The organism is Streptomyces sp. NPDC030296 (genome assembly GCF_055572815.1).
Genome location: NZ_JBVICQ010000002.1, coordinates 338,082 through 362,906, shown reverse-complemented (window position 1 = coordinate 362,906; position 24,825 = coordinate 338,082). Strand labels below are relative to the sequence as shown.

Sequence of the window (24,825 nt, the reverse complement as noted above, 5' to 3'; positions counted from 1 at the left end):
GACCGAGGTCTGAGAGAATTGGGCGTGTGATCTCCCGAATCGATCTGCGCGGCGACGCCCTCCCGAAGGGACCCGCCCTGCGCGACCTGCTGCCCCGAGCCGACTTCGACGTCTCGGCCGCCCTGGAGAAGGTGCGTCCGATCTGCGAGGCCGTGCATCATCGCGGGGACGCGGCGCTGATCGACTTCGCCGAGAAGTTCGACGGCGTACGCCTCACCTCCGTGCGGGTCCCGGCGGAGGCCCTCACGGACGCGCTGGACCAGCTCGACCCGGCCGTCCGCGCGGCCCTGGAGGAGTCCATCCGCCGCGCCCGCCTCGTCCACCGCGAGCAGCGCCGCACCACCCACACCACCCAGGTCGTACCCGGCGGCACCGTCACCGAGAAGTGGGTGCCGGTCGAACGCGTCGGCCTCTACGCCCCCGGCGGCCGCTCGGTCTACCCCTCCTCCGTGATCATGAACGTGGTCCCGGCGCAGGAGGCGGGCGTCCCCTCGATCGCGCTGGCCTCGCCCGCGCAGGCCGAGTTCGACGGACTGCCGCACCCCACGATCCTCGCCGCGTGCGCGCTGCTCGGCGTCGACGAGGTGTACGCGGCCGGCGGCGCCACCGCCGTCGCGATGTTCGCGTACGGCACCGAGTCCTGCCCGCCGGCCAACATGGTCACCGGGCCGGGCAACATCTGGGTGGCCGCCGCCAAGCGCTACTTCACCGGCGTCATCGGCATCGACTCCGAGGCCGGCCCCACCGAGATCGCGGTCCTCGCGGACGACACCGCCGACCCGGCGCACGTCGCCGCCGACCTGATCAGCCAGGCCGAGCACGACCCGCTCGCCGCCGCCGTGCTCGTCACCGACTCCGTCGCGCTCGCCGACGCCGTGGAGAAGGAGCTGGGCCCGCAGGTGGAGGCCACCAAGCACATCGAGGACCGGATCCGCCCCGCGCTCGCGGGCCGCCAGTCCGCGATCGTCCTCGTCGACGGCATCGACGAGGGCCTGCGGGTCGTCAACGCCTACGGCGCCGAACACCTGGAGATCCAGACCGCGGACGCGGCGGCCGTCGCCGAACGCGTCGTCAACGCGGGCGCGATCTTCCTCGGACCGTGGGCGCCGGTCTCGCTCGGCGACTACGCGGCGGGCTCCAACCACGTGCTCCCGACCGGCGGCTGCGCCTGCCACTCCTCCGGTCTGTCCGTCCAGTCCTTCCTGCGCGGCATCCACATCGTCGACTACACGCGGGACGCGCTGGCCGAGGTCGCGCACCATGTGGTCACGCTGGCGGAGGCGGAGGACCTGCCCGCCCACGGCGCGGCGATCAAGGCTCGTTTCGGCGGAGCCGAACAGTGGACACGCGGCTGGAAGGTACCTGGTCAGTGAGCTTCGGAATCGACGATCTCCCCGTACGGGACGAACTGCGCGGCAAGAGCCCCTACGGCGCGCCCCAGCTCGACGTCCCCGTACGGCTGAACACCAACGAGAACCCCTACCCCCTGCCCGAGCCGCTGGTGGAGCGGATCGCGGAGCGGGTGCGCGAGGCGGCACGGAACCTCAACCGCTACCCCGACCGGGACGCGGTGGAGCTGCGGACCCGGCTCGCGGAGTACCTGACGCGAACCTCCGGGTTCGCCCTGGACATGACGAACGTCTGGGCGGCCAACGGCTCCAACGAGGTCATCCAGCAGCTGCTGCAGACCTTCGGCGGCCCCGGCCGCACGGCCATCGGTTTCGAGCCGTCGTACTCGATGCACGGGCTCATCGCGCGCGGCACCGGCACCGGCTGGATCTCCGGGCCCCGCGACGACGACTTCACGATCGACCTCGCGGCGGCCGAGCGTGCCATCGCCGAGCACCGCCCCGACGTCGTCTTCGTCACCACGCCCAACAACCCCACGGGCAACGCGGTCCCCCGGGAGACGGTCCTCGCCCTGTACGAGGCGGCCCAGGCGGCCAAGCCGTCCATGGTCGTCGTCGACGAGGCCTACATCGAGTTCAGCCACGGCGACTCCCTGCTGCCGCTGCTCGAAGGACGGCCGAATCTCGTCGTCTCACGCACCATGTCCAAGGCGTTCGGCGCCGCCGGACTCCGCCTCGGCTACCTCGCCGCGCACCCGGCGGTCGTGGACGCGGTCCAGCTCGTACGGCTGCCCTACCACCTCTCCGCCGTCACCCAGGCGACCGCCCTGGCCGCCCTGGAGCACACCGACACCCTCCTCGGCTATGTCGAGCAGCTGAAGGCGGAGCGGGACCGGCTGGTCGCCGAACTGCGCGCCCTCGGCTACGACGTCACCGAGTCCGACGCCAACTTCGTGCAGTTCGGGACGTTCGACGACGCGCACAAGGCGTGGCGGAAGATCCTCGACCGGGGCGTCCTGGTCCGGGACAACGGCGTACCGGGATGGCTGCGGGTGACCGCGGGAACCCCGGCCGAGAACGACGCGTTCCTGGACGCGGTACGTGAACTACTGAGCTGTGTGGGCGACACCCCCACACTCCCGGAGGAGCAGAGCGCATGAACCGCGTTGGACGCGTGGAGCGGGTCACCAAGGAGACGTCGGTCGTCGTCGAGATAAACCTCGACGGGACCGGCCGCACCGAGATCTCCACCGGGGTCGGCTTCTACGACCACATGCTCGACCAGCTCGGCCGCCACGGGCTGTTCGACCTGACCGTGAAGACCGACGGCGACCTGCACATCGACTCCCACCACACCATCGAGGACACCGCCCTCGCGCTGGGCGCCGCCTTCAAGCAGGCCCTCGGCGACAAGGTGGGCATCTACCGCTTCGGCAACTGCACGGTCCCGCTGGACGAGTCCCTCGCCCAGGTCACCGTCGACCTCTCCGGCCGCCCCTACCTCGTGCACACCGAGCCCGAGAAGATGGCGCCGATGATCGGCGAGTACGACACCACGATGACCCGGCACATCCTGGAGTCCTTCGTCGCCCAGGCGCAGATCGCGCTGCACGTGCACGTGCCGTACGGGCGCAACGCCCACCACATCGTCGAGTGCCAGTTCAAGGCGCTGGCCCGCGCCCTGCGCTACGCCTCCGAGCGCGACCCGCGCGCGGCCGGCATCCTGCCCTCCACGAAGGGCGCGCTGTGAACGGCCTCTCGACCATCCTGATCGTCGTCGGTCTGTTCCTGGTCGGCGGGATCATCTCCTTCGTCAAGCAGCAGATGCCGAAGGGCCTGATCGTGCTGCTCTCCATCGCCGCCGCGATGTGCCTCGTCGCGGGCGTCATGAGGCTGGAGGTGTGGAATTGAGCACCGAGAACACCGGGGCGAGGACCACTCCCGCCAAGCGGGTCGTCGTCTTCGACTACGGCTTCGGCAACGTCCGCTCCGCCGAGCGCGCCCTCGCGCGCGCGGGAGCCGACGTCGAGATCACCCGTGACTTCGACACGGCGATGAACGCCGACGGGCTGCTGGTGCCCGGCGTCGGCGCGTTCGCCGCCTGCATGAAGGGGCTGAAGGAGGCGCGCGGCGACTGGATCATCGACCGCAGGCTCGCCGGCGGCCGCCCGGTCATGGGCATCTGCGTCGGCATGCAGATCCTCTTCGCGCGCGGCATCGAGCACGGCGTGGAGACCGAGGGCCTCGACGAGTGGCCCGGCGCGGTCGAGCCGCTCCAGGCCGAGATCGTGCCGCACATGGGCTGGAACACCGTCGACGCCCCGGCCGGCTCGGAGCTGTTCGCCGGCCTCGACGCCGACGCCCGCTTCTACTTCGTGCACTCCTACGCCGTCCACGACTGGTCCCTGGAGACGCACAACCCGAACATCACCGCGCCCAAGGTCACCTGGTCGACGCACGGCAAGCCCTTCGTGGCGGCCGTCGAGAACGGCGCCCTGTGGGCCACGCAGTTCCACCCCGAGAAGTCCGGCGACGCCGGAGCCCAGCTGCTGACCAACTGGATCGGAACCCTGTAGACCATGGCAAAGCTCGAACTCCTCCCCGCCGTCGACGTCCGCGACGGCCAGGCCGTCCGCCTCGTGCACGGCGAGTCCGGCACGGAGACCTCCTACGGCTCCCCGCTGGAGGCCGCCCTCTCCTGGCAGCGGGCGGGCGCCGAGTGGCTGCACCTGGTCGACCTGGACGCCGCGTTCGGCACCGGCGACAACCGTGAGCTGGTCGCCGAGGTCACCCGGGCCATGGACATCAAGGTCGAGCTGTCCGGGGGCATCCGGGACGACGCCTCCCTGGAGAAGGCCCTCGCCACCGGCTGCACCCGCGTCAACCTCGGCACGGCCGCCCTGGAGAGCCCCGAGTGGGTCGCCAAGGTCATCGCCGAGCACGGCGACCGGATCGCGGTCGGCCTGGACGTCCGCGGCACGACCCTGAAGGGCCGCGGCTGGACCCGCGACGGCGGCGACCTCTACGAGACGCTGGCGCGCCTCGACAAGGAGGGCTGCGCCCGGTACGTCGTCACCGACATCGCCAAGGACGGCACGCTCCAGGGCCCCAACCTGGAGCTGCTGCGCAACGTCTGCGCGGTCACCGACCGCCCGGTCGTGGCGTCCGGCGGCGTGTCGTCCCTCGACGACCTCCGCGCCATCGCCGAGCTGGTACCCCTCGGTGTCGAGGGCTCCATCGTCGGGAAGGCCCTGTACGCGAAGGCGTTCACCCTGGAAGAGGCCCTGGAGGCTGTGTCGTCATGACGTCCGATGCCGTGCGGCGGGTGCAGAGCGGGAGTCCCTGGGAGGAGTCCTTCGGCTCCGCGCGTGCCGTCGCGGCGGGCGACCGTGTGCTGGTGGCGGGCACCACGTCCTTCAAGGGCGATGTGCTGTACGGGGAGGGCGACCCGTACGAGCAGGCCAAGGTGGCCTTCACCAGCGCGGTCGAGGCGCTCGGCGAGTTCGGGCTCGGTGCCGAGTCCGTGATCCGGACGAGGATGTACCTGGCGCACCTGCGGGACGTCGACGCGGTCGGGCGGGCCCACCGGGAACTGTTCGAGCCCGTGCGTCCCGCCGCGACCCTGCTGGTCGTGGACGGTTTCGTCGACCCGCGCATCCTCGTCGAAGTAGAAGTCGAAGCATTCAAGGGCCTCAGGCCCTCCTGAAGGAGCCGTGGATTTCATGACCCTGGCGGTCCGAGTCATCCCCTGCCTGGACGTGGACAACGGCCGGGTCGTCAAGGGAGTCAACTTCCAGAACCTGCGTGACGCGGGCGACCCGGTCGAGATGGCCAAGGTGTACGACGCCGAGGGCGCCGACGAGCTGACGTTCCTCGACATCACCGCGTCCTCCGGCAACCGCGAGACCACCTACGACGTGGTGCGCCGCACCGCCGAGCAGGTCTTCATCCCGCTGACCGTCGGGGGCGGCGTCCGCACCGCCGAGGACGTCGACAAGCTGCTGCGGGCGGGCGCGGACAAGGTCGGTGTGAACACCGCGGCGATCGCCCGCCCCGATCTGATCCGCGAGATCGCCGAGCGCTTCGGCCGCCAGGTCCTGGTCCTGTCCGTGGACGCCCGGCGCACGGAGTCCGGCTCCTTCGAGGTCACGACCCACGGCGGCCGCAAGGGCACGGGCATCGACGCCGTCGAGTGGGCCCACCGGGCCGCCGAGCTGGGCGCCGGGGAGATCCTGCTCAACTCGATGGACGCGGACGGCACGAAGGACGGCTACGACCTGGAGATGATCACCGCCGTCCGCAAGCACGTCACGGTCCCCGTCATCGCCTCCGGCGGCGCGGGCAGGCTCACGGACTTCCCCCCGGCCATCGAGGCGGGCGCCGACGCCGTCCTCGCCGCCTCGGTCTTCCACTTCGGCGACCTCCGCATAGGCGAGGTCAAGAACACGCTCAGGGAAGCGGGCCACCCGGTGCGGTGACCCCGCCGCGGTCCATGGCGAGCTGAGCCCCGGTCACTGGGTGGCCGGGGCTCAGCTGTGGGCACGGCCGCCGGGACGGAGCCCGGTCAGATCCCCAGCTGCTTCGTCTCGTGCAGCCTGGCGATGGCCTCCTTCTCGCCCTCCAGTTCCACATCGGCGGCCTGCTGGCGGCCGTAGAGGAACAGGAGCAGCTCCGAGGGCTCGCCGGTGACCGTGACGACCGGGGTCCCGCGGTGGGCCACCGCCGTACGGCCGTCCGGACGACGCAGCACCAGGCCGGTGGGGGAGCCGCGGCCCATGAGGCGGGCGGTGCGCTCCAGCCGGGACCACAGGGCGTCCTGGAAGACATGGTCGAGTTCGCGCGGCGACCAGTCGGGCTGGGCGCGGCGGATGTCCTCGGTGTGGACGTAGAACTCGATCGTGTTGGACGCCTCGTCGATCTGCTTGAGGGAGAAGGGCGAGAAGCGCGGCGGGCCGGTACGGACGAGCTGGATCAGCTCCTCGAACGGCTTCGCGGCGAACTCCTCCATCACCCGGTCCAGGCGGGAGGCGAGCTGCTTGATGAGGATGCCCCCGGCGGCGTCGGGGCGACGCTCGCGCACCACCACGTGCGCGGCCAGATCCCGGGTCGTCCAGCCCTCGCACAGGGTGGGGGCGTCGGGGCCCGAAGTCTCCAACAGGTCGGCGAAGAGGAGCCGTTCACGCTTGGCATGGGTCGACATGCCGCCAGCCTACGACCGCCGCCCCCGGCGGCCCAGGGCAGGCCCCGCCGACGCGCCAGGACCGGGACGGCGAACGGGACGGCGAGGGGGACGGCGACCGAAGCGGTCGCCCGCGCGGCGCGGCCGTCAACACGGGAGTCGCTAGTACGACGATACGGTCCGGCCTGTGGACAACGGGCGGGGCCGATCGCCGCGGCGCGGCACAATGGCACGCATGACCAGCACGCCGTCCCCCAGCAGCCCCAGCGGTCCCGGAGCACCGAGCGGCCCCGGCGCTCCCAGCGCGCTGGACCCCGAGATCGCCGCGCGCCTCAAGCGCAGCGCCGACGGGCTCCTGCCCGCCATCGCCCAGCAGTACGACACCGGCGAAGTGCTCATGCTCGGCTGGATGGACGACGAGGCGCTCCACCGCACCCTCACCACCGGACGCTGCACCTACTGGTCGCGCAGCCGCCGCGAGTACTGGGTGAAGGGCGACACCTCCGGCCACTACCAGTGGGTGAAGTCGGTCGCCCTGGACTGTGACGCCGACACGGTCCTCGTCAAGGTCGACCAAATCGGCGCCGCCTGCCACACCGGCGCCCGCACCTGCTTCGACGAGGACGTCCTCAAGGCCGTCGAGGGCGGCGCCGATTCCGGCGTACCGCCACTGGATCAGTAAGGTCAGCCGCCATGGACCTCGAGACGTTCCGCAAGCTGGCCACCGACCGCCGTGTCATCCCCGTCAGCCGCAAGCTCCTCGCCGACGGCGACACCCCGGTCGCGCTCTACCGCAAGCTCGCCGCCGAGCGCACCGGCACCTTCCTCCTCGAGTCGGCGGAGAACGGCCGCTCGTGGTCCCGCTACTCCTTCGTCGGCGTCCGCAGCCATGCCACCCTCACCGCGCGGGACGGCCAGGCGCACTGGCTCGGCACCGCACCGGTCGGCGTCCCGGTCGACGGCGACCCCCTCGCGGCCCTGCGCGCCACCATCGAGGCGCTCCACACCCCGCACCAGGAGGGCATGCCCCCCTTCACCGGCGGCATGGTCGGCTACCTCGGCTACGACATCGTGCGCCGCCTGGAGAAGATCGGGCCCGGCGACCAGGACGACCTGCGGCTGCCCGAGCTGACCATGCTGCTGACGAGCGACCTGGCGGTCATGGACCACTGGGAGGGCTCGGTCCTGCTCATCGCCAACGCCATCAACCACAACGACCTGGACACGGGCGTCGACGAGGCCTACGCCGACGCCGTCGCCCGCCTCGACGCCATGCAGGCCGACCTCACCCGGCCCGTCGCCCAGCCCCCGGCGGTCCTCCCGCCCTCCGAGCTGCCCGAGTACACCGCCCGCTGGGGCGGCCCCGACTTCCAGGAGGCCGTCGAGGACATCAAGGAGCGCATCCGCGCGGGCGAGGCCTTCCAAGTCGTCCCCTCCCAGCGCTTCGAGACCCCGTGCACGGCGAGTGCCCTCGACGTCTACCGCGTCCTCAGGGCCACCAACCCCTCCCCGTACATGTACCTGTTCCGGTTCGACGGATTCGACGTCGTCGGCTCCTCGCCCGAGGCCCTCGTCAAGGTCGAGGACGGACAGGCCATGGTCCACCCCATCGCCGGCACCCGGCACCGGGGCGCCACCCCGCAGGAGGACCAGGCCCTCGCCGACGAACTGCTCGCCGACCCCAAGGAGCGAGCCGAGCACCTCATGCTCGTGGACCTGGGGCGCAACGACCTGGGCAGGGTCTGCGAACCGGGCTCGGTCGAGGTCGTCGACTTCATGTCGATCGAGCGGTACTCCCACGTCATGCACATCGTGTCCACCGTCACCGGCCGCGTCGCCCCCGGCCGCACCGCGTTCGACGTGCTCACCGCCTGCTTCCCCGCGGGCACCCTCTCCGGCGCCCCCAAGCCGCGCGCGATGCAGATCATCGACGAGTTGGAGCCCTCCCGCCGCGGCCTGTACGGCGGCTGCGTCGGCTATCTCGACTTCGCGGGCGACTCGGACACCGCCATCGCCATCCGCACCGCCCTGCTGCGCGACGGCACGGCGTACGTCCAGGCCGGCGCCGGTATCGTCGCCGACTCCGACCCCGTCGCGGAGGACACCGAGTGCCGCAACAAGGCGGCGGCCGTGCTGCGCGCCGTGCACACGGCGAACCGGCTCGGACAATAGGGCGCTTCTCACGTGAGCCCCGGGTGACAACCCACCCGGGGCTCAGGCGATAGTGGAGTACGTGACCGCAGTACCTCACCCCCGTTCCGAGCCCGCGTTCGTCCGCTCCGGCCGGCGCAGCCTCGCCCTGGCGTTGCTGAGCGGCGCGCTGGGCGCCGCCGTCGCGCTGCTCGCCACCCGACAGCGCTGGTCGGAGGGCACGGCATCGGTGGCCGGCGGCGCCTTCCCGCTGACCGCCAAGGGCAGCGACGTCACGGGCGTGCCCGCGGCCCTCGCCATAGTGGGCCTCGCCGCGCTCGTCGCCGTCTTCGCCGTCCGCCGCTCCGGACGCGTCCTGGTCGCCGTGCTGCTCGCCCTCTCCGGCGCGGGCACCGTCGCCGCGGCGCTGTTCGGCGCCTACGACAGCTCGGCCCTCGACGACAAGGCCGCAGAGGCCTCCGGCGACACCTCCGCCACCGTCGACGCGCTCAGCCACACCGGCTGGCCGTACGTCGCGGCGGTCGGCGGCGCCCTCATCCTGCTCGCCGGGCTGCTCGCCCTGCGCTACGGACGGCTGTGGCCCGGGATGTCCGGCCGCTACGAGCGCGACGGCACACCCCGCCGACGCAAGGCCGAGCCGGTGGACCCCGACCGCCCCGAGGACATGTGGAAGGCCCTGGACCGCGGCGAGGACCCCACGGGACCGGGCCCCACCTAGGGTCCGTCTTTGGATCATGCCGGCTTCGGGCTACGGCACCTTGTGGCTGCCGGTGAGCCCCGCGACCCAGGCATGATCCAAACGACAGGCCCTGGTGGAACCGCGGGGGCGGACCCCCGCTCAAGGCAGTCGTGGGCGTACGGGACAATGGACGTCGAGCGTCCGACTCACCACAGGCATCGAGCGCCACGCATCAAGCGGCGCGCGTCGAGCACTCGCACAGAGCAACTGAGCAACGAGGAGCAACGTCATGGCGGGCAGCAGCCACGGCCACACCCCGGCCGCCTGGACCGGCGTCACCATCGCCTTCATCGGTTTCTGCGTCTCGGGCGCCTACATGGTGATGGCCGAACCGCTGGGATTCTGGGCGGGCATGGTCATCGTCCTGCTCGGCGGCGTCGTCGGCATGATCATGAAGGCGATGGGCCTCGGCCAGGCCAAGTCGGCGCACGGCGACGACTGGTCCGGCGCCGCGAAGGCGGAGGCCAAGGCCATCAGCGGCGAGCCCGTCCCCGCCAAGGGCTGACGCTCCGCACGGGGCGGTCCGGCCCGCTTCGGGGCACCCGGCCGTCCGGTCCGCCTCGGGGGGCCGGCGTGTCCGGTTCGCCCGGGGGCCGCCCGGCCGCCCTCACGCGCGCGTGCGGCGCCCGCCGGGCACAATGCGGTGTGTGAACGCCGAGCCCCAGCCAGTCGCGCCGCCCCCGCACGCCGTCCGGGCCACCTCGGTCCGGGGGGGTGCGCTGCGACGGCTCTGGATCCCCGCCGCCGCACTCGCGGCCGTAGGCGGGGCCTTCGCATATGTCGCGGCCGTGGACCCGAACGAACCCGGCCACTACCCCGTGTGCCCGCTCTGGCGTCTGACCGGCCTGTACTGCCCCGGCTGCGGTGGACTGCGCAGCGCCCACGCCTTCGCCCACGGCGACCTCGCGACCGCCCTCACGGACAACGCACTGGCCGTGGTCGCCTTCGTGACCTGTGCGGCGCTGTGGACCGTATGGGTGGTCCGGGCGGCCCGCGGGCGGCCGATGCGACTCGAACTCCGGCCCGCGGCCCTGTGGGCGCTCGGCGCGTCGGTGCTGGCCTTCACGGTTGTCCGGAACCTGCCGTTCGGCGCATGGCTTCACCCATGATCGAACGGTGAAGGTCCAGGATGGGGGCGCCTCCGACCGAGCCGAGCGAAGCTGGTTCGCGGGTGGGGGAGGGACCGCCGTCAACCGGATGCGAGAGCTGTGCCCCGGTCCGGCTACCATCGCAGTGAACCGCCAGGACCCTGTGAAGCGCCCGTCAGCCGAAAATCGACTGCCGAACGCTGTCACCGAACGCAACCGTCTGAAAGGGGGCCGCTCGCGTGAGTGTGCTCGACGAGATCATCGACGGAGTCCGTGCCGACCTTTCGGAGCGGCAGGCCCGCGTCAGCCTCGAAGAGCTCAAGGAGCGCGCGGCCAAGGCTCCCGCGGCCAAGGACGGCGCGGCCGCCCTGCGGGGTGACGGCGTCAAGGTCATCTGCGAGGTCAAGCGCTCCAGCCCCTCCAAAGGCGCGCTCGCCGCGATCGCCGACCCGGCCGGCCTCGCCGCCGACTACGAGGCGGGCGGCGCCGCGGTCATCTCCGTCCTCACCGAGCAGCGCCGCTTCGGCGGCTCGCTCGCCGACCTGGAGGCCGTGCGGGCCCGCGTGGACATCCCCGTGCTGCGCAAGGACTTCATCGTCACCTCCTACCAGCTGTGGGAGGCCCGCGCGTACGGCGCCGATCTCGCCCTGCTGATCGTCGCCGCCCTCGACCAGCCCGCCCTGGAGTCCCTCATCGAGCGCGCCGAGTCCATCGGGCTCACCCCGCTCGTCGAGGTGCACGACGAGGACGAGGTCGAGAGGGCGGTCGACGCGGGCGCCCGGGTGATCGGCGTCAACGCGCGCAACCTCAAGACCCTCGAAGTGGACCGCTCCACCTTCGAGCGCGTCGCCCCCGAGATCCCCGACCACATCGTGAAGGTCGCCGAGTCCGGCGTCCGCGGCCCGCACGACCTCATCGCCTACGCCAACGCCGGCGCGGACGCGGTCCTCGTGGGCGAGTCGCTCGTCACCGGCAAGGACCCCAAGACCGCTGTCGCCGACCTCGTCGCCGCCGGTGAGCACCCCGCGCTGCGCCACGGCCGGAGCTGACCGCGCCATGACCGACCGCACCACCGCCGCCGACCGGTCCGGGCACGTCCCGGCCGGGGCCGCGGGGTGCGTACGGGCGGCCATGACGGCCTCACCCGTGACCGGTACGACAGAGCCCGGTATCCCTCACACGGGTGAGATCGGGCCGGTAGGCTGTGCCCCGATGTTCTCGCTCACCATGACCACCAGGGACCCCTACGCCCGCCTCGCGCGCGGGTGCCGTCCCCGTGGCTGCCGGGCGCCCGCGCGCCGGGTCCACGGGCGCCGGGTCCGCTATGTCATCGGTGACGAGCCGGGCCAGGTGAACGGCATGCGATGGCCCCGGCCCGCGTCACCCTCGGTGAGCTGAGCCGATCTCCGCTCCGCGCACCGGGTGACGCCTGTCCACCGGAGGACCAGTACGGCCCCGGCCGGTTCGGTACCGCCGCACACGCGGCCGTCCGCCGCTGCCCCGCGCCCCTCGTCCCCGGTGACGCCCCTGTATGGGCCTCTCATCGTCCGTTCGACATCGGGGCCGTTGCCCCTGTGAGGTAATCGCATGTCCAGCGAGTTCTTCATTCCCGACCCGGAGGGTCAGGTCCCCAGCGCCGCGGGGTACTTCGGCGCGTACGGCGGCAAGTTCATCCCGGAGGCGCTGGTCGCCGCCGTGGACGAGGTCGCCGTCGAGTACGACAAGGCGAAGGCCGACCCCGAGTTCGCACGCGAGCTCGACGACCTGCTCGTCAACTACACCGGCCGGCCCAGCGCGCTGACCGAGGTGCCCCGGTTCGCCGAGCACGCCGGTGGCGCCCGGGTGTTCCTCAAGCGCGAGGATCTCAACCACACCGGTTCCCACAAGATCAACAATGTGCTCGGGCAGGCACTGCTCACCAAGCGCATGGGCAAGACCCGGGTCATCGCCGAGACCGGCGCGGGCCAGCACGGCGTCGCCACCGCCACGGCCTGCGCCCTCTTCGGCCTCGACTGCACCATCTACATGGGCGAGATCGACACCCGGCGGCAGGCCCTCAACGTGGCCCGCATGCGCATGCTGGGTGCCGAGGTCGTCGCCGTGAAGTCCGGTTCCCGGACCCTCAAGGACGCCATCAACGAGGCGTTCCGCGACTGGGTGGCCAACGTCGACCGCACCCACTACCTGTTCGGCACGGTCGCCGGCCCGCACCCCTTCCCCGCGATGGTCCGCGACTTCCACCGGGTCATCGGTGTCGAGGCACGGCGGCAGCTGCTGGAGCGCGCCGGCCGGCTGCCCGACGCCGCCGTCGCCTGTGTGGGCGGCGGCTCCAACGCCATCGGCCTCTTCCACGCCTTCATCCCGGACGCCTCGGTCCGGCTCGTCGGCTGCGAGCCCGCGGGCCACGGCGTCGAGACCGGCGAGCACGCGGCGACCCTGACCGCCGGGGAGCCGGGCATCCTGCACGGCTCGCGGTCGTACGTCCTCCAGGACGAGGAAGGACAGATCACCGAGCCGTACTCGATCTCGGCCGGTCTGGACTACCCGGGCATCGGCCCCGAGCACTCCTACCTCAAGGACAGCGGCCGCGGCGAGTACCGCGCGATCACCGACGACGCGGCCATGCAGGCCCTGCGTCTGCTGTCGCGCACCGAGGGCATCATCCCGGCGATCGAGAGCGCCCACGCGCTCGCCGGTGCCCTGGAGGTCGGCAGGGAGCTGGGCGAGGACGGGCTGATCGTGGTCAACCTTTCCGGGCGCGGCGACAAGGACATGGACACCGCGGCCCGCTACTTCGGTCTCTACGACGAGGGGACCGACGCCGAGGTCGCCGCGAACGCCGCCGACACCGCCGAGATCGAGGGGGACGCCAAGTGAGCGGGAACATCCAGCTGTTGAGTGACACCCTCGCCGCCGCGAAGGCGGAGGGGCGGTCCGCGCTCATCGCCTATCTGCCGGCCGGGTTCCCGACCGTCGACGGCGGTATCGCCGCCATCAAGGCGGTCTTCGAGGGCGGCGCCGATGTCGTCGAGGTCGGTCTGCCGCACAGCGACCCGGTCCTCGACGGTCCCGTCATCCAGACCGCCGACGACATCGCCCTGCGCGGCGGCGTCAAGATCGCGGACGTGATGCGCACGGTGCGGGAGGCCTTCGAGGCCACCGGCAAGCCCGTCCTCGTCATGACGTACTGGAACCCCATCGACCGCTACGGCGTGGAGCGCTTCACCGCCGAGCTGGCGGAGGCGGGCGGCGCGGGCTGCATCCTGCCCGACCTGCCCGTCCAGGAGTCGGCGCTGTGGAGGGAGCACGCCGAGAAGCACGGCCTCGGAACGGTCTTCGTCGTCGCGCCCAGCAGCAAGGACGCCCGCCTCGCCGAGATCACCTCGGCGGGCAGCGGCTTCGTCTACGCCGCCTCGCTGATGGGCGTCACGGGCACCCGGGAGTCGGTCGGCGCCCAGGCGCGTGACCTGGTGGAACGCACCCGGGCCACGGGCTCCGGGCTGCCGGTCTGCGTCGGCCTCGGTGTCTCCAACGCCGAGCAGGCCGCCGAGGTCGCCGGGTTCGCCGACGGGGTGATCGTGGGGTCCGCGTTCGTGAAGAGGATGCTGGACGCCCCGGACGAGGCGGCCGGTCTGGACGCCGTACGGGAGCTGGCCGGCGACCTCGCCAAGGGCGTGCGCCGGAGCGCGTGACGTTCACCCGTTCGTCGTACAGGGTCTGCGGGACGTAAGGGGTGACCCGCTCACTCGAAGGGGTGGAAGTGGGATCGGGGAGGCGCGGTGCGCCTCCCCGGTTCGTTCTGCGGGATGTGAGCGAGAAGAACCGTGAGGGAAAGCGCACCGCCCGTGAGCGGCTGGCGGAGGAACGCGAGAAGCAGAAGGCCGCCGAGAAGCGCCGTCGGGCGTTGATCGTGGGTGCCTCGGTGGTGTGTGTCCTGGGGCTGACCGCCGTGATCGGCGTCGTCGCGGCGAAGGCGGGCAAGGACGACGGCGGCGCCTCGGGCCCGGTCGTGGTGCCTTCCGGAGCCAATGGCGAGAACAGCCTGGCACTCCCCGCGGGCGCCGCCGGCGCGAAGTCCACCCTCACGGTCTGGGAGGACTTCCGCTGCCCGGCCTGCAAGTCCTTCGAGGACGCGTACCGCTCGACGATCCATGAACTGACCGCGGCGGGGAAGCTGAAGGTCGAGTACAGGCTCGCCACCCTGATCGACGGGAACATGGGCGGCAGCGGCTCCCGCAAGGCCGCCAACGCCGCCGCGTGCGCGCAGAACGCCGGCAAGTTCCCGGCGTACCACGACGTGCTCTACGAGAACCAGCCGCCCGAGACCGACGACGCCTTCTCGAAGAACGGCACGCTGATCGACCTGGCGAAGAAGGTCGACGGCCTCGACACCGCCGCGTTCCGCACCTGCGTCGAGAAGGGCACCCACGACGCCTGGGTCGCCAAGTCGAACGAGGCCTTCCAGAAGGGCGGCTTCGGCGGCACCCCGAGCGTCTTTCTCAACGGCACCAACATCTACGCCGACCGGTCGATGACCCCGGCCAAGCTGAAGCAGATGGTGGAGAAGAACGCCCAGGGGTGAGACCCCGGGGGGCGCCCGGGGGCACGGGAACCCCTGTGGCGTCCGGGAGTTCGTGGGGCGGCGTTATGGACCCGTTGCCGGGCCGCCCGTCGTCGGCCGGGCCCGGCAGGGTAGCGTCGACCCTGCCATGGAACTTGCCTACATTCCCAGCCCGTCGCGCGGGGTGCTGTACCTCGGTCCCGTCCCGCTGCGCGGCTACGCTTTCTGCATCATCATCGGTGTCTTCGTAGCCGTCTGGCTCGGCAATAAACGCTGGGTCGCCCGGGGCGGGCGCGCCGGCACGGTCGCCGACATCGCGGTCTGGGCCGTTCCCTTCGGCCTGGTCGGCGGCCGGCTCTACCACGTGATCACGGACTACGAGCTGTACTTCAGCGAGGGCCGTGACTGGGTGGACGCCTTCAAGGTGTGGGAGGGCGGCCTCGGCATCTGGGGCGCGATCGCCCTCGGCGCCGTCGGCGCGTGGATCGGCTGCCGCCGCCGTGGCATCCCGCTGCCCGCGTACGCCGACGCCGTCGCCCCCGGCATCGCCCTCGCCCAGGCGATCGGCCGGTGGGGCAACTGGTTCAACCAGGAGCTGTACGGCAGGCCGACGGATCTTCCCTGGGCCCTGGAGATCACATCCTCCACGGACGGGCGGATGCCGGGCACCTACCACCCGACCTTCCTGTACGAGTCGCTGTGGTGCATCGGCGTCGCGGTGCTGGTCATCTGGGCCGACCGGCGGTTCCGGCTCGGGCACGGGCGGGCGTTCGCGCTGTACGTCGCCGCGTACTGCGCGGGGCGGTTCTGGATCGAGTACATGCGGGTCGACGACGCCCACCGCATCCTGGGCCTGCGGCTCAACAACTGGACCGCGCTGTTCGTGTTCGTGCTCGCCGTGATCTACATCGTGCTCTCGGCCCGGAAGCGGCCGGGACGCGAGGAGATCGTCGAGCCGGGCGCCGGTGACGGCGACGACGACTCCACCGCCCTGAAGAGGGACGGGGACGCGGAGTCGGAGAAGGACGCCGAGGCCGCCGACAAGGCGTCCGAGTCCGAGAAGCCTGCCAAGACCAAGGAGAAGAGGTCCGAGTCGGGCAAGCCCGCGGATACCACGGAGAAGGCGTCCGACTCCGGTAAGCCCTCGGACAAGGCTTCCGGGACGGCCGAGGAGAAGACGGACACGAAGGCCGAGAAGGACACGAAGGCCGAGAAGGACGCGAAGGTCTCGGACGCCGAGCCGCAGGCCGCCGAGAAGAGCTGAGGCCCCGCTCGCCCCGCTGCGACCCGTCGCCTCGCGACGGACGTCGTCCCCGCCCACCCGCCGGATCAGGCGGGTGGGCGTTCGGTTCTCCGCACCCGGCGTCGGTCAGGACCTCCCGGCGCGGTGTGCGAGGGTCAGGGTGCGGCGGGCCTGCGCCAGGATCGCCGGGTCGATGAAGTGACCCGTGGGGAGTGCCTGGGCGCCGGGCCTCACGGTGGCGGCTTCGACGATGTGCTCGGCGGATTCGATCTCCGCCGGGGTCGGGGTGTAGGCGCGTTCGATGACCGGGAGCTGGCGGGGGTGGATCGCGGCCCGGCCGAGGAACCCCAGGGCGCGGCCGTGCGCGCAGGAGCGGGCCAGGCCGTCGAGGTCCTTGGTGTCCGGGTGGACGGACTGCGCGGGCGAGGGCAGCCCCGCGGCGCGGGCGGCGACGATCACCCGGGAGCGGGGCCAGTCGAGCGCCCGGTCGTCGCGGACGGCGAGGTCGGCGCGGAGGTCCGCCTCGCCGAGCGCGATGCCCTGGACCGTCGGGTGGGCGGCGGCGATCTCGTACGCCCGTTCCACGCCGAGCGCCGACTCCAGCAGGGGGTGGAGGGGGAGTGCCCCTCCGTCGGCGGGGGCGGCGCGCTCCGCGACGCGCACCACGTCGGCGGCGGCCGAGATCTTCGGCAGGCGCAGGCCGCTCAGGCCGGGCAGCGGGGCCAGCGCCCTGAGGTCGTCCTCTGCGTACACGGTGTCCAGGGCGTTCATCCGGACGTGGACGGGGAGGGGCGGGGGTTCCGAGAGCAGCTCCGCGGTGGCGGACCGCGCGTACTCCTTGCGGTCGGCGGCGACCGCGTCCTCCAGGTCCACGATCACGACGTCCGCGCCGGAGGCCAGGGCCTTGACCACCACCTCGGGGCGGTCGCCGGGGACGTACAGCCAGGTCAGCGGGACGGAGGTGACGGGAGGGGCGGTCACAGGGCGCCCTCCTCGCGCAGGGCCGCGATGTCCGTGCCGGTCAGACCCAGCTCGGTCAGCACCGCGTCCGTGTCCGCGCCGTGCGGGCGGCCCGCCCAGCGGATGGCGCCCGGTGTCGCGGAGAGCCGGAAGAGGACGTTCTGCATGCGCAGCGGGCCGAGCTCCGGGTCGTCGACGGTGGTGACGGTGTCGAGGGCCCGGTACTGGGGGTCGGTCATCACCTCCCGCACGTCCTGGATGGGGGCGACCGCCGCCTCCGCCTTCTCGAAGGCCTCCACGACCTCCTCGCGGGTGTGGCGGGCGATCCACGCGCCGACCGCCTCGTCCAGGACGTCCGCGTGGCGGGCCCGCTCCGCACCCGAACCGAACCACGGCTCGTCGATCAGCTCCGGGCGCCCGACCAGGCGCATCACCCGCTCCGCGACGGACTGGGCGGAGGTCGACACGGCCACCCAGGAACCGTCCGCCGTGCGGTAGGTGTTGCGGGGCGCGTTGTTGGTGGAGCGGTTGCCCGTGCGGGGCTGGACGTGGCCCAGCTGGTCGTACCAGAGGGGCTGGGGGCCGAGGACGGTGAGGATCGGCTCGATGATCGCCATGTCCACCGTCTGCCCCTCGCCCGTGCGGTCACGCGCGGCGAGCGCGGTCATCACCGCGTACGCCGTCGCCAGGCCCGCGATCGAGTCGGCGAGGCCGAACGGCGGGAGCACCGGCGGGGCGTCCGGCTCGCCGGTGATCGCGGCGAAGCCGCTCATCGCCTCGGCGAGCGTGCCGAAGCCGGGGCGGCGCGCGTACGGGCCGAACTGGCCGAAGCCGGTCACGCGGGCCAGGACCAGGCGCGGGTTGACGGCCGACAGCTCCGGCCAGCCCAGGCCCCACCGCTCCAGGGTGCCGGGGCGGAAGTTCTCGATGATCACGTCGGAGGTGGCGGCGAGCCGGAGGAGGGTGTCCCGGCCGCCCGGTGTCGAGAGGTTCAGCGTCAGGGTGCGCTTGTTGCGGCCGAGGAGCTTCCACCACAGGCCCACGCCGTCCTTCGAGGGGCCGTGGCCGCGCGACGGATCGGGCTTCGTGGGGTGCTCGACCTTGATGACCTCCGCGCCGAAGTCACCGAGCATCGTGGCGGCGAGGGGACCGGCGAAGAGCGTGGCGAGGTCGAGGACGCGCAGGTGCCGGAGCGGGGGGTCGTACGCCTTGGTCATGAGCGGCGGATCTCCCGGTGGGTGAGGCGGGCCAGGGCGTCGAAGCCGATGCCGTCGAAGTCGGCGACCGAGGTGGCCAGGCGGTTCTTGAGGGGCGCCGTCCACCGGTCGGGGAGTGCCCGCGGGGAACCGGCGAGGAGGCCCGCGACGCTGCCCGCGGTGGCGCCGTTGGAGTCGGTGTCCCAGCCGCCCGACACCGCTCGGCAGACGGAGGCGGTGAAGTCGCCGTCCGCGTGGGTGAGGGCGGCGGTCAGCAGGGCCGTGTTGGGGAGGGCGTGGACCCAGTGGTGGTCGGCGTAGGTGGTGTGGAGTGCGTCGACGATCCGGTCGAAGTCCCGCTCCTCGGCGGCCAGTTCGAGGGCGTGGCGGATCGCTCCGGCCAGGCGGGAGTGCTCGGGGACGACGGTGAGGCCGGTGCGCAGGCAGTGGTGGATGTCGTGGGCGCCGGTGGCGGCCTCGGCGATGACGGCCGCCACGAACATCGCCGCGTACACGCCGTTCGCGGTGTGGGTGAGGGTGGCGTCGCGGTGGGCCCGCTCGGCCGCGGCGGCCGGGTCGCCCGGATGGGTCCAGCCGTGGACGTCGGCGCGGATCAGGGCGCCGATCCACTCCCGGAACGGGTTGCGGTGGCGTGCCGTGCGGGGCGGCTCGATGCCGCTGAGCAGGTTGCGGTAGGCGACGCGCTCGGCGGTGAAGGTGCGGCCCGCGGGGAGTTCGTCGAGCCAGAGCGCCGCCACGTCGGTGGTGGTGAAGCCGTGGCCGTGCCGCTGGAGCAGAAGCAGGTTGAGGAGCGGGTAGTTGAGATCGTCGTCCTCGGGCATGCCGTCGATGTTCTCGGCGAGGGAGGTGTGTGCCGAGCGGCGGTTCCACGGGTGGGCCCGCAGCAGGTCGTCGGGGACGCCCCGCGCGGTGAAGTACGTGTTCAGGGGCCAGTTCCCGGCGGTCTGGGCGAGCTGCCGGATGGCGGTGAGGGGCAGCTTCTCGACGGGTTTGCCGAGGAGGCAGCCGACGGCCCGGCCCAGCCAGGCGGCCTCCAGTGCCGCCGGGTATCCGGCCGCCTCGCCGGGGGCGCTCCCGCGCGCGGGCCAGTCGGGGCACAGGGCCTTGATCCGGTCGAGTTCCGTCGGCTCCCGGTGCGCCGACCGGCTGGGCAGGTCCTCCAGTTCGTCCAGCAGGTCCTCGGCCAGCAAGCGCAGGTAGCGGGAGGCCGGTTGAGGGGAGGCACCGGCGCGGAGCGGGGCCGGGGGGCCGCCCGCGTTCTTCCAGCGGGTGGCGATGGCGGCGGGCGCCCGGCCGTCCTGGACCGCCTGCTGGAGCTCGTGGCCGAGGAGGTCCTCGGGCTGGACCCAGCTGAGGCGGAGGGCGGTCATCGGATGCCCGCCAGGGTGGTGAAGGCCGCCTCGTGCGCGCGGCGGCGGCGTACGTCCCGCTCGTGGATCTGCAGGGCGACCTCCGTCAACGCCGTGGCCGGCGCGTGCAGATCCAGGCGGCTCGCCTCGGCGACGGTCTTCGCCCAGTCCGCGGGCACGTCCGAGCCCAGCGCCCCGGCCAGGGCTCCGGCCATCGTGGCGATGGAGTCGCAGTCGCGGCCGTAGTTCACCGAACCCAGCACCGCGTGGCGGTAGTCGCCGCGGGCCACCAGCACCATGCCCAGCGCGATGGGGAGTTCCTCGACGGAGTGGAGACGGGAGGGGCGGCGGGCGCCCAGGGAGGGGGCGCGGTAGTCGGGGCCGACCGTGTCGAAGGGCGTCACCGCCTCCCGCAGCGGCTTCAGCGCCGACTCGAAGTCCGCGTGACGGGACGCCACCTCGCACACCGCCTCGATCGCGGCGCGCGTGCCGTCCTTCGCCAGCCGCACACAGGTGTCGACCACCGACCGCGCGGTGGCGCCCGGCGCGCACGCCGCCGCGACGGCCGCCGCGAACACGCCCGCCGCCTCCCTGCCGTACGACGACTGGTGGGCGCCCGCGATGTCGAGGGCCTCGGCGTACGCGCCCCTCGGGTCGGCCGCGTTGACCAGGCCGACCGGCGCCATGTACATCGCGGCGCCGCAGTTGACGATGTTTCCGGCGCCGGCCTCCCGGGGGTCGACATGGCCGTAGTGCAGCCGGGCCACCAGCCACTTCTCGGCGAGGAAGACCCGTTGCAGGGGGAGGGCCTCCGCCTCCAGCTCCGGGATCCAGCGCGGGGTGGTCATCATGTCGGGGACCAGGTGCTCGGCGATCGCGTACGCGTCGAGGTGGTCGCGGACCCGCTCGTACACCCGCACCAGCGCGTGCGTCATCAGGGTGTCGTCGGTGACGTGGCCGTCGCCCTTGTGGTACGGGGCGATCGGGCGGGCGGTGCACCAGTCGTCGCCGTTCCAGGGGCCGACGATGCCGTGGACGCGGCCGCCGTGACGTTCGAGGATCTGCTCCGGGGTGTAGCCCTCGACCGGGCCGCCGAGGGCGTCGCCGACGGCGGCGCCGACCAGGGCGCCGGTGAAGCGTTCCTCCAGACCCGCGTCGGTATGCGGCACTGCGTGGCGATGGGGTTCCATAGGGGGCGTCATGCCCGAATCATCCTCCAGGGGCGGCGAGTTCCGTGGCTGCGAGAAGTTCGGCGAGGTGTACGAGATCCGTACCGGTGAGGCGGGGGAGGGCGCAGCCGGAGAGGGTGCGGCAGGCGTCCCGCCAGGTGTCGGGGAGGGCGGCGGCGCCGCCGAGCGCGCCGGTCAGGGCGCCGGCGAGCGCGGGCGCGGAGTCGGCGACCCGGGAGAGGCAGGCGGCGGCGGGGACGGCCTCGGCGATCCGGCCGCGGGCGGCGGTGGCCAGGGCGAGGGCGACGGGGACCGTCTCGGCGGCGGCGATGCCGTAGCTGTAGACGTGGTCGACGATCTGGTGCTCCAGCAGCGGCACGAGGGCGAATGTTCCTTCTCTTTTGTGGCGGTGGGCCAGGTCCAGGGCGTGGCGGGCGTTGCGGCCGATCTCCGTCTCGGCGGGGAGCTCGGCGAGGGCCGCCTCGGCGCACCCGTCGACGTCCGCGCCGGCGAGGGCGAGCGCGAGGGCGGCGGCCATCGCGCGGGCGCCGTGCACACCGTCGCCGTCCTGGGTGTAGCGGGCGTCGAACTCGGCGAGGTCGGCGGCGCGTCGGGGATCGCCCGGGTGGGCCACCGCGAGCACACAGGCGCGTACGCAGGCCGCGTCGTCGAAGTAGTGCGGGTTGTCGTGGCCGGTGGCGGGCGGGCGCAGACCGGTGGCGAGGTTGCCGAGTCCCGCGCGCACGGAGATGCGGGCGCGCAGCGGGAGCACGGCGGACTCGACCTCGGGGGCGCGCTCCGCGGCCGCGGCGATCTCGCTGGCGACGGTGTTCCAGGACAGGTCGATGGAGGCGCGGGTACGGCGCTCAAGGCTCAGGTCGCCGAGCGCGGCGGCGTCCCCGGCGCGCAGCAGCGCCTCGGCGGCGAACGCCGCCCATTCCGCGTCGTCGGAAGGGCCGAGGCGGAGCGGCTCGGGGGGCTGGTTGAGGGCGATGGGGACGGGGAGGGTGGTCGTCGCGTTCTGCTCCGCGAAGGTGTCGAGTTCACGGGTGAGGCGGCGGGTCCACTCGGGCATACGGGCGGCGCGGTGCCGGGCGGCGGGCCAGCCGGCGGCGTCACCGGCGGCGAGGCCGAGGAGGAGGCCCTCGACTCTGTGCCGGGTCCCGGCGGGGGGCGGTGGCTCCGCCGGTTCCTCGGACGGCATCGGGGCGGGCGGGGTGAGCGTGAGGGGCGGTGGCTCCGGGAGGACCTCGGACGGCGTGGGAGGGGGCAGGGTGAGGGGCGTGCCTGTCGGGCCCTCGTCCCAGGGGCTCGGGGGGTTCATGGGTGGGGCTCCTCCTCGGGGGCCGGGGCGTAGGCGGACGGGGCGGGCCAGGCCGGGGGGAGGGGGCCGGTGATCCACTTGGCGCAGTCGTCCGGGGTGAGCAGCTCGGCCACGTCCAGGACGTGGTGGCCGGCCATGGCGGGGAGGCAACTGCCCCGTGCGGGGCCGATGGGCGTCGTCCACTCCGGGGGGATGGCCGAGGCGCCGCGCGTGGCGCCGGCCAGGGCGCCCGCCACGGCCGCCGTCGTGTCCGCGTCGCGGCCCATGTTCACCGCGGTGAGGACGGACTCCGTGAAGTCGCCGTCGGCCACCGCGTACGCGCCGAACGCGAGCGCGACCGCCTCGGGGGCCAGGTCCGTCCACGGGTAACCGCCGACGACCACGGCGGAGCGGACCGCACGCTCGCCCCGGTGGGCGACCGCGACCGCGCGGCGCAGTGAGCGCGCGGTCCAGGAGTCGTCCGGGACGACCGCCAGGGCGGACGCCACGACCGAGATGGTCGGCGCGCCCGCCATCGCCGCCGCCACTCCCGCCGCGACCGCCTGACCTCCGTAGATGCCCTCTCCGTCGTGGCTGACCGAGCCGTCGATGGCGACCAGCCGGGCGGCCTCGGCGGGGCGGCCCGCCGCGAAGACGCCGAAGGGTGCCGCGCGCATCGCCAGACCGTCGCTCCAGGCGTGCCGGTGCTGCGCGGAGATGGGGGCGGCCAGACCCCGGCGGAGGTTCTCCAGGGTGCCGCGTTCGCTGAAGCCGGCGCCTCGGAAGGGACCCTCGTCCAGGTCCGCGATCCACTGGTGCCAGGCCGTCTCCACATGCGTGACGGTGAGCGCCGAGCCGTGCCGGGCCAGCAGCAGCCCGGAGAAGATGGCGTACTCGGTGTCGTCCGTGCCCGCGGGGTTCTCGACGACGTACCCCGTGATGCGGCCCCAGCGGGCGCGGATCTCGGACGGCTTCATGTTCTCCGCGGGCGCCCCCAGCGCGTCCCCGACGGCGAGCCCGAGCATGGCGCCGCGCGCCCGCTCACGAAGACCGGTGGCGTCCCCCGGCAGCGGGGCCGGAGGGACGCAGGCGATCGAAGGCATAGGACGCCTCTCTGGCCCGCTCATCGAGGGCCGGTCCAGCGGATCGTGTCCGAGGGAAGTGGGGGTCGGCGACGCGGTACGTAGCTGGGTGGGGCGGTGTGGGTGCTGTGCGGGCGGCTGGGGGCCTGCCGCTCGCCGGGGGCTGGTGGGAGGCGGGTGCCTGCGGCTGCCTGGTGGGCTGCCCCGCTCCGGGGGCGTGGCGACCCGGTGGTGCCTGGGTCCCTCGGTGACCGTGCGTGCCTCGACCGGTGGGTCGCGCAGCACTATGGGTAGTTGATCCGTTCTGCAGATTTCTCTGTGACGATCTCTGCCACATCGCGTGCCCGACCGGCCCTCCGAACGCTCCGGTATCACCCGGTCGACATCTGTGCGGAGCCTTGTACGAATGAGCGGCAACGATTCCTCGAACAGTCGCGAAGCCCACTCGGACGTCCCCGAATCACCGCGTAGCCGCAGGTAAGTACGGCCTTCCTTGCTGGCAGAAGCGATTTTCCGAGCGTACGTTCGACGTATGGCGATCATCGACACCGAAGCAGCGCTCCACGTGGCGCACCGCGACAACCACACCCACCGGGACGTGAACGGCGGCTGGCTGCGGCCCGCCGTGTTCGGGGCGATGGACGGGCTCGTGTCCAATCTGGCGCTGATGACCGGTGTCGCCGGCGGCACGGCCGGCCGGGAGGCGGTCGTCGTCGCCGGGCTCGCGGGACTGGCCGCCGGGGCCTTCTCGATGGCGGCCGGCGAGTACACCTCCGTGGCCTCGCAGCGCGAACTCGTCGAGGCGGAACTGGATGTCGAGCGGCGCGAGTTGCGCAAGCACCCCAAGGACGAGGAGAAGGAGCTGGCCGCCCTCTACGAGGCGCGCGGCGTCGAGCCGGAGCTCGCCCGTGAGGTCGCGAGACAGCTCTCGCGCGATCCCGAGCAGGCCCTGGAGATCCACGCCCGCGAGGAGCTCGGCATCGACCCGGGCGACCTCCCCTCGCCCACCGTCGCCGCCGTGTCGAGCTTCGGTTCCTTCGCGCTCGGCGCCCTGCTGCCCGTGCTGCCGTATCTGCTCGGCGCGAGCGCGCTGTGGCCCGCCGTGCTGGTGGCGTTGCTGGGACTCTTCGCCTGTGGTGCCCTGGTGGCGAAGGTGACGGCCAGAAGCTGGTGGTTCAGCGGGCTGCGTCAGCTGGCCCTCGGGGGTGCCGCGGCCGGTGTGACGTACGCCCTGGGCACGCTGTTCGGTGCGGCCGTATGATGAATCGGATGGCTACGTATGCGCCAGGTCGTATAAGTAGTCGTTACTACGCGGTTTCGAATGCTTAACCGCTGGGCATGAGCCGTAAGCGCCGCCGGCAATGACGCCTGCACCGCACCTTGCCGCAGGGAGCGACGACGCCCCCCGCACATCGAGTCGAAGGACATGGATCTG

27 protein-coding genes are annotated in these 24,825 nt (G+C 72.7%); 20 read left to right on the top strand and 7 right to left on the bottom strand.

The window, feature by feature from the left end; translation table 11 throughout:
* Positions 1–26 precede the first annotated feature (26 nt).
* From hisD to hisF, 8 genes are read left to right on the top strand one after another with little or no spacing between them, the layout of a single operon-like run.
* Positions 27–1,373: a histidinol dehydrogenase gene (gene hisD, locus ACZ4Z3_RS05595; RefSeq protein WP_468499808.1), complete on the top strand. Its 1,347-nt coding sequence runs from the start codon at positions 27–29 to the stop codon at positions 1,371–1,373.
* Positions 1,370–2,509: a histidinol-phosphate transaminase gene (locus ACZ4Z3_RS05590; RefSeq protein WP_468499807.1), complete on the top strand. Its 1,140-nt coding sequence runs from the start codon at positions 1,370–1,372 to the stop codon at positions 2,507–2,509. The genes hisD and ACZ4Z3_RS05590 overlap by 4 nt, the downstream gene beginning before the upstream one ends.
* The gene (gene hisB, locus ACZ4Z3_RS05585) at positions 2,506–3,099 is read left to right on the top strand and encodes an imidazoleglycerol-phosphate dehydratase HisB (RefSeq protein WP_055512118.1); all 594 of its coding nucleotides are present in this window, start codon (positions 2,506–2,508) and stop codon (positions 3,097–3,099) included. The genes ACZ4Z3_RS05590 and hisB overlap by 4 nt, the downstream gene beginning before the upstream one ends.
* Positions 3,096–3,260, top strand: a complete 165-nt coding sequence (locus ACZ4Z3_RS05580; RefSeq protein WP_468499806.1) for a hypothetical protein — start codon at positions 3,096–3,098, stop codon at positions 3,258–3,260. The genes hisB and ACZ4Z3_RS05580 overlap by 4 nt, the downstream gene beginning before the upstream one ends.
* Positions 3,251–3,925 carry an imidazole glycerol phosphate synthase subunit HisH gene (gene hisH, locus ACZ4Z3_RS05575; protein WP_468499805.1) on the top strand — a complete coding sequence of 225 codons (675 nt, stop codon included), beginning with the start codon at positions 3,251–3,253 and terminating at the stop codon, positions 3,923–3,925. The genes ACZ4Z3_RS05580 and hisH overlap by 10 nt, the downstream gene beginning before the upstream one ends.
* A 3-nt stretch (positions 3,926–3,928) precedes the next feature.
* Complete coding sequence (gene priA, locus ACZ4Z3_RS05570; protein ID WP_055512123.1) at positions 3,929–4,654, top strand: bifunctional 1-(5-phosphoribosyl)-5-((5-phosphoribosylamino)methylideneamino)imidazole-4-carboxamide isomerase/phosphoribosylanthranilate isomerase PriA; 726 nt, start codon at positions 3,929–3,931, stop codon at positions 4,652–4,654.
* Positions 4,651–5,055 carry a RidA family protein gene (locus tag ACZ4Z3_RS05565; RefSeq protein ID WP_468499804.1) on the top strand — a complete coding sequence of 135 codons (405 nt, stop codon included), beginning with the start codon at positions 4,651–4,653 and terminating at the stop codon, positions 5,053–5,055. The genes priA and ACZ4Z3_RS05565 overlap by 4 nt, the downstream gene beginning before the upstream one ends.
* A 16-nt stretch (positions 5,056–5,071) precedes the next feature.
* Positions 5,072–5,827: an imidazole glycerol phosphate synthase subunit HisF gene (gene hisF / locus ACZ4Z3_RS05560; protein WP_468499803.1), complete on the top strand. Its 756-nt coding sequence runs from the start codon at positions 5,072–5,074 to the stop codon at positions 5,825–5,827.
* 86 nt (positions 5,828–5,913) lie between these two features.
* Here the strand turns inward: hisF and ACZ4Z3_RS05555 are convergent, their stop codons facing one another.
* Positions 5,914–6,549: a TIGR03085 family metal-binding protein gene (locus tag ACZ4Z3_RS05555; RefSeq protein WP_468499802.1), complete on the bottom strand. Its 636-nt coding sequence runs from the start codon at positions 6,547–6,549 to the stop codon at positions 5,914–5,916.
* 214 nt (positions 6,550–6,763) lie between these two features.
* Between ACZ4Z3_RS05555 and hisI the strand changes: the two genes are divergently transcribed.
* The 11 genes from hisI (at position 6,764) to lgt (ending at position 16,331) form a co-directional block, all read left to right on the top strand.
* Entirely contained in the window at positions 6,764–7,210 is a 447-nt protein-coding gene (hisI, locus tag ACZ4Z3_RS05550) for a phosphoribosyl-AMP cyclohydrolase (protein ID WP_468499801.1), read from the top strand.
* Positions 7,211–7,221: 11 nt separating this feature from the next.
* On the top strand, positions 7,222–8,700 hold the full coding sequence (locus ACZ4Z3_RS05545; protein WP_468499800.1) for an anthranilate synthase component I: 1,479 nt from the start codon (positions 7,222–7,224) through the stop codon (positions 8,698–8,700).
* A gap of 52 nt (positions 8,701–8,752) precedes the next feature.
* A complete protein-coding gene (locus tag ACZ4Z3_RS05540; RefSeq protein ID WP_468499799.1) occupies positions 8,753–9,397 on the top strand; it encodes a TIGR02234 family membrane protein in 645 nt (214 codons plus the stop codon).
* A gap of 250 nt (positions 9,398–9,647) precedes the next feature.
* Positions 9,648–9,923, top strand: a complete 276-nt coding sequence (locus ACZ4Z3_RS05535; RefSeq protein WP_468499798.1) for an HGxxPAAW family protein — start codon at positions 9,648–9,650, stop codon at positions 9,921–9,923.
* Positions 9,924–10,056: 133 nt separating this feature from the next.
* On the top strand, positions 10,057–10,527 hold the full coding sequence (locus ACZ4Z3_RS05530; RefSeq protein ID WP_468499797.1) for a DUF2752 domain-containing protein: 471 nt from the start codon (positions 10,057–10,059) through the stop codon (positions 10,525–10,527).
* 218 nt (positions 10,528–10,745) lie between these two features.
* On the top strand, positions 10,746–11,555 hold the full coding sequence (gene trpC, locus ACZ4Z3_RS05525) for an indole-3-glycerol phosphate synthase TrpC (RefSeq protein WP_468499796.1): 810 nt from the start codon (positions 10,746–10,748) through the stop codon (positions 11,553–11,555).
* 163 nt (positions 11,556–11,718) lie between these two features.
* Positions 11,719–11,904, top strand: coding sequence for a tryptophan biosynthesis modulator TrpM (gene trpM / locus ACZ4Z3_RS05520; RefSeq protein WP_468500205.1), 186 nt, complete (start codon positions 11,719–11,721; stop codon positions 11,902–11,904).
* 189 nt (positions 11,905–12,093) lie between these two features.
* Entirely contained in the window at positions 12,094–13,383 is a 1,290-nt protein-coding gene (trpB, locus tag ACZ4Z3_RS05515; protein ID WP_468499795.1) for a tryptophan synthase subunit beta, read from the top strand.
* Positions 13,380–14,198: a tryptophan synthase subunit alpha gene (gene trpA / locus ACZ4Z3_RS05510; RefSeq protein ID WP_468499794.1), complete on the top strand. Its 819-nt coding sequence runs from the start codon at positions 13,380–13,382 to the stop codon at positions 14,196–14,198. The genes trpB and trpA overlap by 4 nt, the downstream gene beginning before the upstream one ends.
* A gap of 116 nt (positions 14,199–14,314) precedes the next feature.
* A complete protein-coding gene (locus ACZ4Z3_RS05505; RefSeq protein ID WP_468499793.1) occupies positions 14,315–15,088 on the top strand; it encodes a DsbA family protein in 774 nt (257 codons plus the stop codon).
* A gap of 127 nt (positions 15,089–15,215) precedes the next feature.
* Entirely contained in the window at positions 15,216–16,331 is a 1,116-nt protein-coding gene (lgt, locus tag ACZ4Z3_RS05500) for a prolipoprotein diacylglyceryl transferase (protein WP_468499792.1), read from the top strand.
* A gap of 105 nt (positions 16,332–16,436) precedes the next feature.
* Here lgt and ACZ4Z3_RS05495 read toward each other — a convergent pair whose 3' ends face one another.
* Genes ACZ4Z3_RS05495 through ACZ4Z3_RS05470 form a run of 6 tightly spaced genes read right to left on the bottom strand, consistent with a single transcriptional unit; the run spans position 16,437 to position 23,411 of the window.
* The gene (locus tag ACZ4Z3_RS05495) at positions 16,437–17,291 is read right to left on the bottom strand and encodes an HpcH/HpaI aldolase/citrate lyase family protein (RefSeq protein ID WP_468499791.1); all 855 of its coding nucleotides are present in this window, start codon (positions 17,289–17,291) and stop codon (positions 16,437–16,439) included.
* A complete protein-coding gene (locus tag ACZ4Z3_RS05490; protein WP_468499790.1) occupies positions 17,288–18,487 on the bottom strand; it encodes a CaiB/BaiF CoA transferase family protein in 1,200 nt (399 codons plus the stop codon). Before ACZ4Z3_RS05490 ends, ACZ4Z3_RS05495 begins: the two co-directional genes overlap by 4 nt.
* Complete coding sequence (locus ACZ4Z3_RS05485; protein WP_468499789.1) at positions 18,484–19,857, bottom strand: ADP-ribosylglycohydrolase family protein; 1,374 nt, start codon at positions 19,855–19,857, stop codon at positions 18,484–18,486. Before ACZ4Z3_RS05485 ends, ACZ4Z3_RS05490 begins: the two co-directional genes overlap by 4 nt.
* On the bottom strand, positions 19,854–21,026 hold the full coding sequence (locus ACZ4Z3_RS05480) for an ADP-ribosylglycohydrolase family protein (protein ID WP_468500204.1): 1,173 nt from the start codon (positions 21,024–21,026) through the stop codon (positions 19,854–19,856). Before ACZ4Z3_RS05480 ends, ACZ4Z3_RS05485 begins: the two co-directional genes overlap by 4 nt.
* A 19-nt stretch (positions 21,027–21,045) precedes the next feature.
* Entirely contained in the window at positions 21,046–22,329 is a 1,284-nt protein-coding gene (locus ACZ4Z3_RS05475; RefSeq protein WP_468499788.1) for an ADP-ribosylglycohydrolase family protein, read from the bottom strand.
* Positions 22,326–23,411, bottom strand: coding sequence for an ADP-ribosylglycohydrolase family protein (locus ACZ4Z3_RS05470; protein WP_468499787.1), 1,086 nt, complete (start codon positions 23,409–23,411; stop codon positions 22,326–22,328). Before ACZ4Z3_RS05470 ends, ACZ4Z3_RS05475 begins: the two co-directional genes overlap by 4 nt.
* A 511-nt stretch (positions 23,412–23,922) precedes the next feature.
* On the opposite strand from ACZ4Z3_RS05470, the gene ACZ4Z3_RS05465 reads away from it, so the two are divergent.
* Positions 23,923–24,651 carry a VIT1/CCC1 transporter family protein gene (locus ACZ4Z3_RS05465; protein WP_468499786.1) on the top strand — a complete coding sequence of 243 codons (729 nt, stop codon included), beginning with the start codon at positions 23,923–23,925 and terminating at the stop codon, positions 24,649–24,651.
* Positions 24,652–24,825 lie beyond the last annotated feature (174 nt).